This is a genomic window from Paenibacillus sp. MMO-58, from assembly GCF_037146255.1.
GTDB lineage: Bacteria > Bacillota > Bacilli > Paenibacillales > Paenibacillaceae > Pristimantibacillus.
Map to the genome: position 1 here is coordinate 376,688 of NZ_JBBCVY010000005.1, position 14,526 is coordinate 391,213.

Genomic DNA, 14,526 nt, shown 5'->3' on the forward strand with positions numbered 1-14,526 from the left:
GTAATCCAAGAAGGGAGAGGGAAGCTTTGACTTCGTTTTTTGCACGGTACGTGGAAGAAGAATTTATTCCCTACTCAAGCTCGCACATCGTTATGCTTGCCGCATTGGTTGTGCTGGCTCTTCTTCTTTATGGCTTTCGGACCCGAATCAGGAGCAATACTGCAGTAAAAACCATGATCCGGTATAGTATCCTCTTTGGTCTTCTAGCACCTCAAATTCTTCTTTATTATTGGTACGCCATCGTGGGGCTTTGGAGCGTTAAATATACGCTTCCGCTTGAGCTCTGCAGTATATCGCAAATGCTTGCGATTATTATGTTGTTTACGCGAAGCAAACTGCTATATCAGATTGTATTTTTCGCCGGTATTGGCGGTGCGATGCAAGCGATGTTGACGCCGGATTTGGATTATCCGTATCCGCATTTCCGTTTTTTTCACTTCTTTATTGTCCATATCGCCATTATCCTTGCCCCTCTTTATATGACATGGATTGAGAGCTTCCGGCCAACATGGAAATCCGTTTGGATTACGATGATTTTTCTGAACATTCTTCTCGTTGTGGTGGGGGGTACGGATTACTGGCTGGGCGCCAACTACATGTTCCTTAGGGAAAAGCCTGAAGGAGCATCCCTATTAGACTTATTGGGGCCGTATCCGTATTATTTGGTAGCGGAAGAGGGGATTGCGCTTGTCCTATTCGCCTTGATGTACCTGCCCTTTATCCGATGGAGAAGACGGCGGATGTAATTGAAGCGAAATTGCTCATCGGCTAGAAGAAACCACCGTATGCCGAAAAATCCGGAATGATGGTTCTTTATTCCTCTCCTCTCCAATGTCATTATCTATATAGGATGAGGAGGAGAATAGAAATGAACCATGCAATTCCATTTCAACAAGTGGATGTGTTTACGGATAGGCGCTTTAAAGGAAACCCTGTTGCCGTAGTGATGGAAGGGGATGGATTGTCATCGGAAGAGATGCAGGCTATCGCAAACTGGACGAATCTGTCCGAGACTACCTTTGTTTGCACGCCGACAGACCCGCGGGCTGACTATCGGCTGCGCATTTTTTCCCCGAACAGCGAGCTTCCTTTTGCGGGACATCCGACTATCGGTTCGGCCTTTGCCGTGCTCCAAAGCGGCCGCAAACCAAACACGGAGGGACGCCTGGTGCAGGAATGCGGGAGCGGGCTGGTTCACATAGTTATTGATGAAAACAAGCTGTTCCTCTCCTTGCCGGAGCCCCATGTACAGAGCGTACAATCATGTGACTTAGCGGAGCTTTCAAAGGCCTTGGGAATTCCAGCCTCTAGCATACAAGCAAGCGCAAAAATTGACGTTGGTGCCGTCTGGATTACGCTTCAGCTTTCCGATGCCAATGAGGTGCGATGCTTGCGTCCTGACATGGCGAGACTGGCAACGCTGATTCCTTCAGGGGTAACTGGCGTAACCGTATTTGGGCTGGTGACCGAAGAGGCCAATGCTGATCTTGAAGTGAGGTCGTTTGCCCCTAACGAAGGAATTAATGAAGATCCCGTGTGCGGCAGCGGTAACGGGTGCGTGGCAACGTTAATTAGAAATCTCGGGTTGTTAAACGTTCAGAACTATGTTGCAGCTCAGGGAAGCTGCGTAGGCCGGGACGGAAGAGTAGAAGTTCAATTCAAGGATAACGGAAAAATATTAATCGGCGGCTATGCCGTTACCTGTATCGAAGGCACGATAAATATTTAGTCTTACGACAAACGAATAAGAACCCTTTAGCCCATCGCTAAAGGGTTCTCTTATTTAGTCTTCCTTCGGGATAAAATCGAATATTTCACCGGATTCGAACGAATCGATTAAACGGTGCAGCCAGCGGTAGTATTTGAGAGCTTCGTTAATTTTCTGCTCGTCCACTGAAGTGATTTCCTGCAAGGTGTTGTTATCGGGATCTGATGCTTGAAGCGCGTGAATCTCTTTTAATGACTTTTGCAGAGAGACCATGTTGCTTTCCACGGCTTTCCGCCATTTAATCGAGAAGAAGTCCGTAAAGTTCTGGTACCAGTCGGGAACCACCTCGTAAAAGTCTTTCCTCGAGCCTTTGCCCCAAACCTTATCGATCATCTTCAAATCCATCAGTGTTCGTACGCCCGTACTCATCGATGTTTTGCTCATTCCCATCTCCTGGCTCATTTCATCCAGAGTGATGGGATCGTTTTGAAAATACATATAACCATACAGATGGCCAATTGATAAAGTTATGCCATAAAGATCCATGTTTTTTCCGATCGAGTCAATCACACGCTGGCGGGTTACGTGCAGCGACCGTGATTGCTCGGGCGTTAAGCCGCCCATGTTTTCGTCCATAATTGCCTCCTGGCTCACCTTGTCACACTTCAATTGTTATTGTAAGCCGATCTGAATTTAAATGTAAAGCTTTCATTTCCATATGCATTATGGAGGAAATGGAAGGGATCAGGAGTATTTATATCGTAAAGTTTAAACTGTACGTAAATTACGTACGGATATTAGTGTTGACTAATTAAGGTAAAAAAGCCTAAACTGGCGTCAGACCAAATAAAGTGAGCTTATGCTTACGAAGCAATAGGGAGGGAAAGTATGTCCATCATCGAAGCCAAACAACTGACTAAAATATTCGGGAGTCATCCGGAGCAAGCGATGCAGTTCCTCAAGCAGGGATGGACGAAAGAACGAATTCTAAAAGAAACAAGAATGACAGTAGGGGTAAACCAGGCTAGCTTCTCGATTGAAGCAGGCCAGATCTTTGTCATCATGGGTTTATCCGGAAGCGGCAAGTCTACCTTAATCCGCTTGTTGAATCGATTGATTGAGCCTACGTCTGGTCAACTCTTGTTTGAAGGGCGGGATATCGTTCAGATGAGCGCCAAAGAGCTCAGGCAATTCCGCCGTAAAAAAATGGGAATGGTCTTTCAGAAGTTTGCTCTGTTTCCTCACCGGACGGTTCTGCAAAACGTAGAATACGGCCTTGAGATTCAAGGAATCGAGAAGCAATCGCGAAGGCAAATGGCCGAGCAAGCTTTGCAGCTGGTAGGCCTAAGCGGATGGGAAAACAGCTATCCGGATCAATTAAGCGGAGGCATGCAGCAGCGTGTCGGCTTGGCCAGAGGGCTGGCCAACGATCCGGACATTCTGCTTATGGACGAAGCATTTAGCGCGCTTGATCCGCTGATCCGCAAAGACATGCAGGATGAATTATTGCAGCTGCAATCCACCATGAAGAAAACGATCATCTTCATTACCCACGATCTTGACGAGGCGCTGCGCATCGGGGACAAGATTGCGTTAATGAAAGACGGCGTTATCGTTCAGATTGGTACGCCTGACGAGATCTTAATCAAGCCGGCTACCCCGTACGTTGAAAAATTTATAGAGGATGTAGATCTCTCCAAAGTGTTGACCGCTGCTCATGTCATGAAGAAGCCTGCAACGATTACTTTAGAACGCGGTCCGCGTGTTGCGCTTCAGCTTATGAAGGAGCAAGGGGTATCGAGCTTGTACGTGACCGATAAAGGGAAGAAGCTTCTTGGCGTCATCACGGCAGAGCTTGCTTCCGCGGCACTGAAAGAGAATTTGTCGATAGGAGATATCCTGATTAAGGAAGTACCAACTATAGACTCGGCAACACCGATTAATGAATTGTTTGAACCGATGGCAGCCTCGAGCATTCCGCTCGCGGTAACGGATGACACGAACCGGCTGCTTGGCATCGTCATTCGCGGAGCCGTGTTCGCCGCACTTGCCGGAAACGCAATACCAGAGGCAGGTGGTGCAAGATGAATAATATTCCGAAGCTTCCGTTAGGCAATTGGATTGAATCGTTGGAAAGCTGGTTAGAAAATCATTTTACCCCTTTGTTTGACTTCATCCGCCTGATTATAGGCTCCATCGTTGATTTTCTGCAAAATGTTCTTCTCTTCAGTCCTTCAATCCTTATGATTCTGATTATTACGGCATTAGCCTGGTTCCTCGGAAAATGGAAGGTTGCCGCATTTGCGCTTATCGGACTGCTGCTGATTGATAATCTAGGCTATTGGGAGCATGCCATGGAGACGTTATCCATCGTGCTTACAGCATCTTTGCTCTCCATTATCATTGGCGTGCCAACCGGTATTTTGTGCGCGAGAAGTTCATTCTTGCAAGGTATTATAACTCCTTTGCTTGATTTAATGCAGACGATGCCCGCATTCGTGTATTTGCTGCCGGCCGTATCGTTCTTTTCGCTTGGGGTAGTGCCCGGCGTCATTGCATCGATTATTTTTGCGGTACCGCCAACGATTCGCCTGACGAATCTCGGTATCCGGCAGGTACCTGTTGAACTGGTGGAAGCAGCCGATGCGTTTGGCTCCACGCCTAACCAGAAGCTGTTCAAGCTCCAGCTGCCTATGGCGCTTCCTACCATGATGGCGGGAATTAATCAGACGATTATGCTGTCGCTGTCCATGGTCGTTATTTCTTCCATGATCGGGGCGCAAGGACTAGGGGCCGACGTATACCGCGCGGTTACCCAGACGAAAACCGGAATCGGCTTTGAAGCGGGGATTTCCATTGTTGTATTGGCCATTTTACTTGACCGGATGTCTAACCATATCGTGAAAAAAAATAAACGCTAGAGGTGAAGCATGTTGAAGAAAAAATGGGGATTGGCATTAACTGCGGTAATTGTATTGGCGGCTGCGCTGGCAGGCTGCTCACAGAAAACGGACTCGAAAAAGATTAAATTGGCTTACGTGGCTTGGGATTCGGAGATTGCAAGCACGAATGTCGTCAAATACGTTCTGGAATCGAAATTGGATTATTCCGTTGAGCTCCTTCAGGTAGATGCGGGCCCAATGTGGGCGGGAGTTTCGGATGGCAGCGCCGATGCCATGGTAGCGGCTTGGCTTCCGACAACGCATGCCTCGTATTTGGAGAAGTACGGAAGCAGCGTAGAGGATCTTGGTCCTAACCTGGAAGGAACAAAAACAGGGCTTGTTATTCCTTCTTATATGAAGGAAAACTCGATAAAAGATCTCAACAACGATGCCACCGGCAAATCGGTTGATTATCAGATCATCGGGATTGAGCCTGGTGCCGGTATTATGCAATCGACTGAAAAAGCGCTGAAGGATTATGGTCTTGACGGTAAATGGAAGCTAATCGAAAGCTCCTCGGCCGCTATGGCGACGGAGCTGCAGAAGGCTTATGAAGCGAAGAAACCGATTATCGTGACGGGTTGGACGCCGCATTGGATGTTCGCCAACATGGACCTGAAATATTTGGAGGATCCAAAAGGCGTGTACGGCGGTGAGGAAAGCATCCATACCGTTGCCCGTAAAGATCTCAAATCGGATAAGTCCGATGCTTATAAGCTGCTCGACCAATTCACGTGGACGGCGGACGATATGGCAGAGGTCATGGTTGCGATCCAGGAAGGGCAGTCGCCGGAAGAGGCAGCGAAAGCCTGGGCCGACAGCCATTCGGATCAAGTCGACAAGTGGCTGGAAGGCTTGAAGTAATCTTGGCTGCATGGTTGCGGCTTGCCCCCCTATCCATTATGATAATGGCAGACTTCAAAGGGGGAAAATGTCATGGCGATTCAATTTGACCGGCCGGAAGCGGTAATCTTTGATATGGACGGCACCTTGTTTGAAACAGCAACCCTTCTGGAAACGGTACACGAGCGTTTGTTCCGTACCTTGCGCGAAGAAGGCCTTTACGACCGGACTCCTCCGCTCGATGATTTGCTTGGCTGCCTCGGCATGCTGCTCGAGGATATTTGGCGGAAGCTGATGCCGGGCAGCTCGGAAGCCGCGCGTCTTCGCGCCGATGAGCTGATGGTGCAATATGAGCTGGAGGAGCTGGAAGCGGGAAGAGGCAGATTGTACCCTCAAACCGCGGAAACGCTGAAGAGCCTGAAGGAGCAAGGCATCAAGCTGTTTGTGGCCAGCAATGGGCTGGAAGCTTACGTCAAAGAAGTGGCGCGTTTCCAAGGCATTGCGGAGCTGTTCGACGGCCTTTATAGCGCAGGCGAATTTCAGACGGCGAGCAAGGTTGACCTCGTCGCCAAGCTGCTCGGCGATCATCAGGTCAAGACGGCCTGGATGGTAGGCGACCGTTCCTCGGACGTGGAAGCGGCCAAAGGCAACGGCCTTGTCGCAATCGGCTGCGCGTATGCCGGATACGGACGCGACTCCGAGCTGGCAGATGCGGACGCGTGCATTCAGGCCATGCCGGAACTTTTAGCATTATTAAAATAACGAATAAGATGGCGTCACAGGAAATAAGTACTGTGACGCCATTTTTCTGATTATTGCCGTTTATAAATTGTTTAGATGTTGTTTGGGGACTTGTTACACCTTTCTGTTATGCTTTAATGGGCACCATTCCTGAAAATCGCGTTTAGGTTATGCCGAAATAGCTTACACTTAGCAAAAATAATACAGAGTGCGGTGATGTACATTGTCCTTGCGATTCAGATTGTTGCTATCGTTTACCTCGGTCGTAATTGTATCGGTTATTTTATTTGTCTTGTCGTCCTATTTGCTGTCCGTTGCCGTAACGGGAGATGTGCGCAGCTTCAATAACTTTTACAAAATTCATTATTCGCTCCATCCGCTGTCCGAAGAAGAGGAGAGTCTCTTTCTTGACCTGAAGTATTTGGCGAAAAACGATCCGGAGCAATTAAAGAACATAAAGCTGCTGGAGAAATACAATACCGATCTGAAGATGGAAAAGGCGGCGCTTGTCGTTCGCGTAAACGATTCGATTCTATACGCGGCGCCTTCGCTTAGCGGCGTTGATTTTCCGTCTATCCTGCCGGAATACGATATGGGAAACAACGTGATCCGAAATACGCTTAACGCAGGAAGCCGGTTTTTCTCCTATTCCAAGTTTGATTTTTATTTTTCGTCCGAAACGAAGGAGAAGGGCAGCATCTTTGTCATCCATGAGAGGAGTCCGTTCGCCCAGGTCATCCGCAGAATGCTTCCGATTCTGATCGGTTTGTTTGCGGTTATCTTATTGCTGACAGGTGTTCTGCTGTACCGCTATGTCACCCGGAAAATCATTAAGCCGCTGGATCAGCTTAGACGGTCAGCCGAGCATATCAAGGACGGGGATTTGACGTTTGAGCTGAAGGCGGCCTCGAAGGATGAGGTGGGGCAGCTGGTCCAAACCTTTGATCAGATGCGGCAAAGGCTGTACGAATCGATTCAACTGCAGCTCCATTACGAAGAGAACCGCAAACAGCTGATCTCGAACATTTCTCATGATTTGAGAACGCCGATTACAACGATTAAAGGTTATGCCGAAGGGATCCGGGACGGCGTCACCAACACGGAAGAGAAGTTGAACAAATACGTGTCGGCGATTCATACCCGCGCTTCGGACATGGAACGGCTTGTAAATGAGCTGCTGTACTTCTCCAAGCTGGATTTGAAGAAGGAGCCTTTTTCGTTCCAGAAGCTGGAGCTAAGCTCCTTCCTCTATAATACGGCGGATGATATGTCGATCGAATTCCATAATCAGCATGTGGATGTAAGCTGGGAGAACATGCCGGAGCAGCCACTGTTCGTGCTTGCAGACCGCGAGAAGCTGAAGCGGGTTCTGATCAATCTGTTTGATAATTGCCTCAAGTATATGAATCAGCCGCCCAAGCGTATTACGATTGCGGTTAATCGCGATGAGGACGATGCGGTTATTACGATAACGGATAATGGCCCCGGCATTCCCGAGGAAGCCATTCCTCATATTTTTGAACGCTTCTACAGGGTGGAGCCGTCGCGCAATCAGACGGTTGCCGGAGGGAGCGGGCTTGGCCTTGCCATTGCCCAGCAAATTATAGAAGGACATGGCGGCAAGATTCGGGCGAGCAGCGAGCTTGGCCGGGGGACGAGTATTTCCTTTACGCTCAAACGAGTGCGATAACGATAACAGGCGGTGACGGCATGACGCGCATTTTAATTGTGGAAGACGATCCCTATATCGCGGAGCTACAGAAGGACTATTTTGCGCTGCACGGGTATGAGGCGGAGATTTGCCATGACGGGCAGGGCGGACTCAAGCAGGCATTAAGCGGGGATTACGATTTGATTATACTGGATATTCAGCTTCCGGGCATAAGCGGGTTCGAGATTTGCAAGACGATCCGGGAGCGGCTGGATGTGCCGATTCTTATCGTGTCCGCCAAAAACGAAGAGCTGGATAAGATCCGCGGCTTTGGCTTTGGCGCGGACGATTTTGTGACTAAGCCTTTTAGTCCCAACGAGCTGGTAGCAAGGGCCAAGGCCCATCTGGCGCGCTACGAACGGTTTAAGAGCGGGCAGAAGAGTAGTCCCGACGACAGCCTGCGCATCCGCGAGCTGACGATTAATCCATCCTCCCATCGTGTTTTTGTGCATGATCAGGAGATATTTCTTACGGCGAAGGAATTTGAAGTTCTCGTCTTTATGGCGACGAATCCGAACCGGGTATTCAGCAAGGATCAGCTATTCGAGAAGATTTGGGGGCTGGATTCGAACGGGGATATTGCGACGGTGACCGTTCATATATCAAGGATCCGGGAAAAGCTTGAGGCTGATCCGTCCAATCCCCAGTTTATCGAGACCGTTTGGGGAGCGGGGTACCGCTTTACGGTCTAACGCCGTTTTGTAAAAGTTATCGAACAATTTATAGTTTGTTTATACTTTCTTTTCAGCGAATTTAGAGCGGCGGCCTAAGATAGATTCAGGAACAGGCACTCACTTTAAACGGGAAAGGAAAGATGAATGATGAAGAAGATCCAGCAAAAGGCGGCAATCGCGGCTTTAACGGTACTAATTGGAGGAGGAGCACTCCTGCCCGTCCAGGCGAAAGCGGCTGCTGCGGGTCCGGTCGCCAGCGCTTCGGCTTACTTTGATCAATCGGTAGAGCAAGTGATCCAGCAGCTAGTCAGCCAAAAGGTGCTTCAAGGCTATGAAGACGGAACGATTCGCGCGGAAAAGAAAATAACGAATGCCGAGCTTATTAAGATGATTGTGCTTGCGCTTGATCTGGAGACGGCTTCGGATTCCAAGGCCGTTAGTAACAAATGGTATACCCCTTATGTCGACGCGGCTGTAGCTGCCGGACTAATCGAAAGCGCGCAAGGCTTCCGGCCTAATCAGCCGGCATCCAGCGCGGACGCTGCCCAGTATATTGCCAAAGCGCTGCAGCGGGATACGAAATCGGTCCAATACTGGATGTCTGGCATGAAGATTGACGGCAAAGAGTTGAACCGGGGCGATGCGGCGAAGCTTCTCGTCCTGTCGGAACAAGCGATCCGTTCCTCTAATGCGGAGATTGTATCCATCAAGGCTCTTAATAAAATCACATTCGAGGTTACCTTCACGGCTCCTCTTACCCTAACGGACGAAACAACGGATCAGGCCAATGCCAATTTCACCTTTAGCGACGGCATTAAGCTGGTTAACCAGCCTCGCCTGAAGACCGGAGCTATCGCGACATATATTATTCCCGTGCAGACGATGAAGCCGGGCTCAACGTATTCCTTGAACTATAAAGGCAAGCAGGACTTTACGGCTCTGGCAAGCGATGAGATGATCCAGCTTCAAAATGCACGCCAGGTTACTTCCGATACGTTTGAAGTCGAGTCGTTCCGTTCGGGCGGTGTTATCGATTACGGCTATCTTATTTCCGCTTATGCCGGCGGCCGCGGTGCCGATGCCGTTGTGTTGGATGACAACAATAAGCTTAACGGCCAGCAGATGCAAATAATCTCGTCGCTTGCAACAAGACAAGCTGTCCTCACATCCGAGACCGGAGAGCAGACGACGGTTAACTACGTTGGTTTTACGCAATCGACCGACGGCAAGCAAGAGCCTAAATTCCGTCTGCCGGCGGGCAAAACTTTGCAGCCAGGCGTGAAATATACGGTCACTTCCGATTGGTTCGCCGTGAAGAACAATACGTTTACCGCGCAAAGCATCGAGCCGCTTGAGATCGCAGCCGTCGATAAGGTAAACGATACAACGCTGAACGTAACGTTGACGGCAGATCCCGGCGACGAGCTGTTCGCTTACCGTTCCATTGCCCTTAAAGGCTCTGACGGGACCACCTTGACCGCGCAATACAAAGTGCAGACCCGTAAAGGCGCCGTTGGCGTATTTGAGCTTCAGAATAACGGCAAGCTTGGGGCCGGCGTTCAATATGAAGTAACTCCTGTCGGAAGCTGGGCAACGGCAAGCAACGTGAAGCTAAGCTCGAATTAATGGACGGTGAAGTCCGAATACAAAAGGGGCTATCCCAACGTCATTTTAGTGACGGCGGGATAGCCCCTTTTGTCTCTTCTTGTGACCACTCGAAACGCAGCGTTGGCTTGCCGGTTGGTCCGGTCGACATGGAGACCGCCTTCATGCCAAGGCGGAAGAAGAGAGTCAGGCTAGGCACGTTGTCGAGCGCAACCTGACAGGTCAATTTCCCCAGCTTCTTCATAATGGCGTCCATCACCGCGTACCCGATCCCAAGGCCGCGAGCCTCGGGATGGGTTACGATGATGCAGCATGTTTCGCCTGCTTCCTCGGCATAACCAAGTCCTACTATTCGGCTGCCAATCCGCGCGACCGCCATAACGGTCTCGCTGTCCTTCTCCGAGAGCAGCTCGGGGGGCAGGCGACGAAGGGAATGGATGGCTGCAACCGTCAGTCGCTTCTCCCCGAAACGGACGGCAAAATCAATTAGTCTCTTACGTTCTATCGCCCATTGTTCGGGAGTAAGCAGCTGCAGTTCCATTATCTCGTCGCCTCCTGCCTTATTCGTTCGTTTCTCATTCTGGCCAGATAGGTGCTGTATTGGAATATCCGCTCAAGCGACTTCTGCCGGATATGCGGCTCGTCGAACTTCATCGGCTTCGAGTTGGCTTCGAAAAACCAGATATGTCCCTGACTATCGATGCCTAGATCCATGGACATTTCGCCGAGCATAAAGCCGGAGCCCTTCTCGATCTGTCTGGCGATCATAATCGAGGTTTGCTTCGCTTTAATCAGAATCCTTCTTGCCTGATCGGCGTTGAAGGAGCTTTTCAGCAGCTTCTCGGGATCTTCGATGGAACCGCCCCTTGGGACATGGGTCGTAATGCTGGAGGAGCCGGCAACCCTTGCGCCAATGCCGGTCAAATCCCATTTGCCGCGATCGTTTTTTTGCACGAGAGCCCTGAGATCGAACCGGCGGTCGTTAAAGGAAGCAAGCTGAATGCCTTGCTGGGCGATATAAGGCTCGCTGCCGCATTCCTTCTTGATGCGGTTCCACAGCTTTTGAAAATCCGCGCAGCTAAAGGTAGAGCTTTTTTTGTTCTCCTGCACCTTAAGCAGATACGGAAGCGGCTTGTCGGGCTGCACCATGACGGTCATAATGCCTTTGCCGGCTTTGCCGCTCTCCGGCTTCAGGTAGAGAAAGGGATGCTTTTGCAGCATTCTCTCCAGCCTTGCAGCCGTTAGCAGCTTGCGGGTTGCCGGGATAAAAGGTTTGGTCGACTTGCTGCCGCGCAGCCATTCGAACAAATACCATTTGTTGAAGAAGGAAGGATTGAACAATTTGATCCGCGGATCCCGCATGCAAGCGGCGATTTTGTTCCGGACGGCAGGCAGCATTTCGTCTTCGCGCTGCGGAATCCGGTTGTAGATTATATCCGGGAAAGGCAGCAAGCGCTGCTGCCATGTATCCTTCTGTTCAATATAGACAAATCCCCGCAGTGTGGAACGGTTCAAGACCAGGTTTTTTACGGTGAGCACATAGACAAGGAATCCTTTTTCTTGGCCCGTTTTTATAATGTCAGCGAAGTTATTCCGGTTGCCCCGGAATAACTGTTCGTCGTTCTCAATCGTCAGTATGGCGAGTACCAGGCGTCCAGCCGGCCGATCATACACCTCTTCTTTCTTCGATGCTCTTAGCTCCATTAGCTGTTCCCTCCTTGAAACTTGCTGAGGTACAAGCAATGATCAACGATGCATTCCACGGATGCACGGCCTTCCGCTTCAAGGGAAGGGTGCTTGAAGATTGAGCGTCCCGGCTTTGCATTGGCTTCAAACATCCAGATGTCGTTATCTTTGTCGATGCCGATATCGAGGCCCAGCTCGCCAAGCCGGTGCGGATAATTACGCTCAATCGCCTCAGCCATTTTGATGGAGACCTTTTTCGCATTCTCCAAGATTTCTTTGCCCTTTGCGCCAAATGCGCGGCTCAACGCTTGCTCAGGCGTCATAAGCGAACCGCCGTTTTTCACATGGGTCGTTACGCTGCCTTTGCCGGCTTTTTTCGCGCCGATGCCTGCCGGTACCCATTCGTTTTTGCCGTTCTTGTGCATATGAAAGCGGAAGTCGAGAGGGCAGCCGTCAATCTCCACTAGCCTGATGCCCTGCTGAGCGACATAGCTGCTCAGAGTTGCGCCATGACGCGCTTGCAGCATCTTATACAGGCTGTTAAAGGAAGAGAAGCGCAGCAGGACGTTTTTTCCGCTCTTCCGATAGCGGGCGAAATAACCGCGCTTCGGATGGTAGGTGAGCCGGTAGATGCCGACGCCAAGGCTGCCTGCCGTTGGTTTGAAATAGACAAAATGATGCTTCTCCAAAAGCTGCTTCAGCTTCTCGCTTGTTGGCGCGGCTACGGATTCCGGCAAATGTTGAAGAGCCTCAGGATCGTTATCCAGCAGCTTATACACATCCGATTTATTAAAGAAGCCCCAGTTGAAAAAAGGAATTTTCTTGCGAAGCAGCCTTTCGCGGAGCGAACCGATATAATTGGACGTTTCCGCTTTGCGGCTCCGGAGCCGGTTATAGATAACATCGGGGAGCGGAACGGTCTTGCGGTACCAGCCGCCCTGCGAGTTGAGGAAGTAGCCGAGCACCGTCTCCTGCTGCCAGTTGATATCCTGCGGAGTAAAACCGAACAGGAAAGCTTTCCGGTCCCCCGACCGGATAATCTGCTTGATAAAGTTTGTTCTCATGCCAAAGGGCTGGCGATCCGACTCGCTATAGCCCGAATCGCTTAATACGCCGATGAGCGGTCCGATTTGAACTTCATTTTCGCCGTTTTTATGGACGAAGATGCTGCCGGTTTTGGGTACCCGGATGTATTGCCTGACCCCGGCGGACAGATAAAGATGATTGCCTTGGCGCCTGACAGGCCTGATGGCTGTTGTTACCACTTCTTTGCCGAGCTTCAAATGAACGGTTTTTTTGCCGGACAGCTTCAGCTCCTTGAGAAGCGTGTTGGATAAATAAATGACTTTATCCGATTGTTGCGAGAAATGGACGTTACAAGTTGTCAAGCTCATGGGTGAACCTCCTGAACGTTATCAGACCGGATCCTTTTGTCTGCCTGACTGTCTTGGATCCGACCTGTTGCGGAGTCGTTTATGATCAAAGGTTTGTTAAGCCGCTGCGTAAGCAGGCGGGCATATCGGAGCGGCAGCTCGACGGACATCCGCTCTGCCTGGTTGTCGCCGGACAGCCGGAAGGAGGAACGTCCTGGCCTGGAGTTTACTTCCAGTAGCCATATCCGTCCGTCCGGTTCGATTCCGAAATCAATGCCCAGCTCGGCTAATCGTCCGTAGTTGTTTTCCAGCTTCTCTGCTGCCTGCAGGCTGGCATCTGTTATTTTATTCATCATCCGCTTGGCTTTTGCTTCGCCAAACAGACGGGACAAGTAATCGGATGGCTGGCTTGCCGTGCCGCCGCCATGAAGATTGGATGTGACGGTTCCGGAGCTTCCGGCACGGACGGCGGAGCCGGTGACGCCCCAGCGTCCCTTGCCGTTTTTCTGCGCAAGCACGCGAAGGTCAAACGGATTGCCTTCCGGGTCTGTCAGCTGCAGATAAGGCTGAGCGATATAAGACGCATTCCCCATAAATCTAGTGATCCATTGCGACAACGAAGAATAGTGGTTGAAGCGAAGCCGGAACGGGAGATTGCTTCCGGTCCGCCCGGCAGCAACCCATTCGCGGGTTAAAGGGGACTGCTTCAGATGAATAGCCCCTTTGCCTTGCATGCCCGCCGATGGCTTTAGGAACAATTCCCCGTTATTGCTTGTTAGAAGGCGCAATAGGGTATCCGGGCGTTCCAGCCTGGTTGTGGAAGGAAGAAGCAGCGCCAGAAGAGCGTCCTGGCGAAGCGTACCGTATACCTCCCATTTGCCGGGAAGACTTCCGTTTAAGATCGTCACGGGCTTTTGTTCCCGGATGGCCGCAAGTACCGCTTTGCAGAGCATGCGTTCTTCAGCCGTTCGATAGAAGCAGCGGTCGTAGAGGATATCCGGAAGCGGGCAGGGTTCCTTTACCCAGCTGCCATGGCGAAGCCGGAAGGCATTCAGCTGTCCGTTTTTTTCCTCGTATTCGGCTGGGGAGAAGACATACAGGTCAATGGCGAGAGGGCCGGCCGCTTCGCTGAGCATTTGCGCAAATGCCGGCTCCGGCAGTTTAATGCCGTTCTCCGGACCTGCGCCGGCCTCTATGGAAGCGACATACAGTCCTACTCTCACAAGCGCAGCCTTCATAAGGG

General features: G+C 50.6%; 14 protein-coding genes. 9 read left to right on the plus strand and 5 right to left on the minus strand.

Translation table 11 applies throughout. The features are described 5' to 3' along the window. The first annotated feature begins 26 nt into the window (after window positions 1-26). Both WFJ73_RS17760 and WFJ73_RS17765 read left to right on the plus strand, forming a co-directional pair. Complete coding sequence (locus WFJ73_RS17760; RefSeq protein ID WP_336774335.1) at window positions 27-746, plus strand: YwaF family protein; 720 nt, start codon at window positions 27-29, stop codon at window positions 744-746. Window positions 747-868: 122 nt separating this feature from the next. Continuing rightward, window positions 869-1,729, plus strand: a complete 861-nt coding sequence (locus tag WFJ73_RS17765) for a PhzF family phenazine biosynthesis protein (RefSeq protein ID WP_336774336.1) — start codon at window positions 869-871, stop codon at window positions 1,727-1,729. Between the two features lie 54 nt (window positions 1,730-1,783). Here WFJ73_RS17765 and WFJ73_RS17770 read toward each other — a convergent pair whose 3' ends face one another. Further along, entirely contained in the window at window positions 1,784-2,344 is a 561-nt protein-coding gene (locus WFJ73_RS17770) for a GbsR/MarR family transcriptional regulator (protein ID WP_336774337.1), read from the minus strand. A 252-nt stretch (window positions 2,345-2,596) separates the two neighbouring features. Between WFJ73_RS17770 and WFJ73_RS17775 the strand changes: the two genes are divergently transcribed. The 7 genes from WFJ73_RS17775 (at window position 2,597) to WFJ73_RS17805 (ending at window position 10,245) form a co-directional block, all read left to right on the plus strand. After that, window positions 2,597-3,796, plus strand: coding sequence for a quaternary amine ABC transporter ATP-binding protein (locus WFJ73_RS17775; RefSeq protein WP_336774338.1), 1,200 nt, complete (start codon window positions 2,597-2,599; stop codon window positions 3,794-3,796). Further along, a complete protein-coding gene (locus WFJ73_RS17780; protein WP_336774339.1) occupies window positions 3,793-4,629 on the plus strand; it encodes an ABC transporter permease in 837 nt (278 codons plus the stop codon). The genes WFJ73_RS17775 and WFJ73_RS17780 overlap by 4 nt, the downstream gene beginning before the upstream one ends. Before the next feature lie 9 nt (window positions 4,630-4,638). Next, window positions 4,639-5,514, plus strand: coding sequence for a glycine betaine ABC transporter substrate-binding protein (locus tag WFJ73_RS17785; protein ID WP_336774340.1), 876 nt, complete (start codon window positions 4,639-4,641; stop codon window positions 5,512-5,514). 72 nt (window positions 5,515-5,586) lie between these two features. After that, on the plus strand, window positions 5,587-6,255 hold the full coding sequence (locus tag WFJ73_RS17790) for an HAD hydrolase-like protein (protein ID WP_336774341.1): 669 nt from the start codon (window positions 5,587-5,589) through the stop codon (window positions 6,253-6,255). A 202-nt stretch (window positions 6,256-6,457) separates the two neighbouring features. Next, window positions 6,458-7,924, plus strand: a complete 1,467-nt coding sequence (locus tag WFJ73_RS17795; protein ID WP_336774342.1) for a sensor histidine kinase — start codon at window positions 6,458-6,460, stop codon at window positions 7,922-7,924. 20 nt (window positions 7,925-7,944) lie between these two features. Beyond that, the gene (locus tag WFJ73_RS17800) at window positions 7,945-8,637 is read left to right on the plus strand and encodes a response regulator transcription factor (RefSeq protein ID WP_336774343.1); all 693 of its coding nucleotides are present in this window, start codon (window positions 7,945-7,947) and stop codon (window positions 8,635-8,637) included. Between the two features lie 126 nt (window positions 8,638-8,763). After that, window positions 8,764-10,245, plus strand: a complete 1,482-nt coding sequence (locus tag WFJ73_RS17805) for an S-layer homology domain-containing protein (protein WP_336774344.1) — start codon at window positions 8,764-8,766, stop codon at window positions 10,243-10,245. 40 nt (window positions 10,246-10,285) lie between these two features. Here WFJ73_RS17805 and WFJ73_RS17810 read toward each other — a convergent pair whose 3' ends face one another. The 4 genes from WFJ73_RS17810 to WFJ73_RS17825 are packed head-to-tail and all read right to left on the minus strand — an operon-like array spanning window position 10,286 to window position 14,521. Next, window positions 10,286-10,765 (minus strand): GNAT family N-acetyltransferase, encoded by a 480-nt coding sequence (locus WFJ73_RS17810; protein WP_336774345.1) that lies wholly within the window; start codon window positions 10,763-10,765, stop codon window positions 10,286-10,288. Beyond that, complete coding sequence (locus WFJ73_RS17815) at window positions 10,765-11,928, minus strand: YheC/YheD family endospore coat-associated protein (RefSeq protein WP_336774346.1); 1,164 nt, start codon at window positions 11,926-11,928, stop codon at window positions 10,765-10,767. Before WFJ73_RS17815 ends, WFJ73_RS17810 begins: the two co-directional genes overlap by 1 nt. Continuing rightward, window positions 11,928-13,304: a YheC/YheD family endospore coat-associated protein gene (locus tag WFJ73_RS17820; protein WP_336774347.1), complete on the minus strand. Its 1,377-nt coding sequence runs from the start codon at window positions 13,302-13,304 to the stop codon at window positions 11,928-11,930. The genes WFJ73_RS17815 and WFJ73_RS17820 overlap by 1 nt, the downstream gene beginning before the upstream one ends. Further along, window positions 13,301-14,521, minus strand: a complete 1,221-nt coding sequence (locus WFJ73_RS17825; protein ID WP_336774348.1) for a YheC/YheD family endospore coat-associated protein — start codon at window positions 14,519-14,521, stop codon at window positions 13,301-13,303. Before WFJ73_RS17825 ends, WFJ73_RS17820 begins: the two co-directional genes overlap by 4 nt. Window positions 14,522-14,526 lie beyond the last annotated feature (5 nt).

Excerpts from the sequence above, each read along its gene's own strand:
- WFJ73_RS17765 (WP_336774336.1), top strand. The coding sequence starts at position 869 with ATGAACCATGCAATTCCATTTCAACAAGTGGATGTGTTTACGGATAGG.
- WFJ73_RS17770 (WP_336774337.1), bottom strand. The coding sequence starts at position 2,344 with ATGGACGAAAACATGGGCGGCTTAACGCCCGAGCAATCACGGTCGCTG.
- WFJ73_RS17775 (WP_336774338.1), top strand. The coding sequence starts at position 2,597 with ATGTCCATCATCGAAGCCAAACAACTGACTAAAATATTCGGGAGTCAT.
- WFJ73_RS17780 (WP_336774339.1), top strand. The coding sequence starts at position 3,793 with ATGAATAATATTCCGAAGCTTCCGTTAGGCAATTGGATTGAATCGTTG.
- WFJ73_RS17785 (WP_336774340.1), top strand. The coding sequence starts at position 4,639 with ATGTTGAAGAAAAAATGGGGATTGGCATTAACTGCGGTAATTGTATTG.
- WFJ73_RS17790 (WP_336774341.1), top strand. The coding sequence starts at position 5,587 with ATGGCGATTCAATTTGACCGGCCGGAAGCGGTAATCTTTGATATGGAC.
- WFJ73_RS17800 (WP_336774343.1), top strand. The coding sequence starts at position 7,945 with ATGACGCGCATTTTAATTGTGGAAGACGATCCCTATATCGCGGAGCTA.
- WFJ73_RS17805 (WP_336774344.1), top strand. The coding sequence starts at position 8,764 with ATGATGAAGAAGATCCAGCAAAAGGCGGCAATCGCGGCTTTAACGGTA.
- WFJ73_RS17810 (WP_336774345.1), bottom strand. The coding sequence starts at position 10,765 with ATGGAACTGCAGCTGCTTACTCCCGAACAATGGGCGATAGAACGTAAG.
- WFJ73_RS17815 (WP_336774346.1), bottom strand. The coding sequence starts at position 11,928 with ATGGAGCTAAGAGCATCGAAGAAAGAAGAGGTGTATGATCGGCCGGCT.
- WFJ73_RS17820 (WP_336774347.1), bottom strand. The coding sequence starts at position 13,304 with ATGAGCTTGACAACTTGTAACGTCCATTTCTCGCAACAATCGGATAAA.
- WFJ73_RS17825 (WP_336774348.1), bottom strand. The coding sequence starts at position 14,521 with ATGAAGGCTGCGCTTGTGAGAGTAGGACTGTATGTCGCTTCCATAGAG.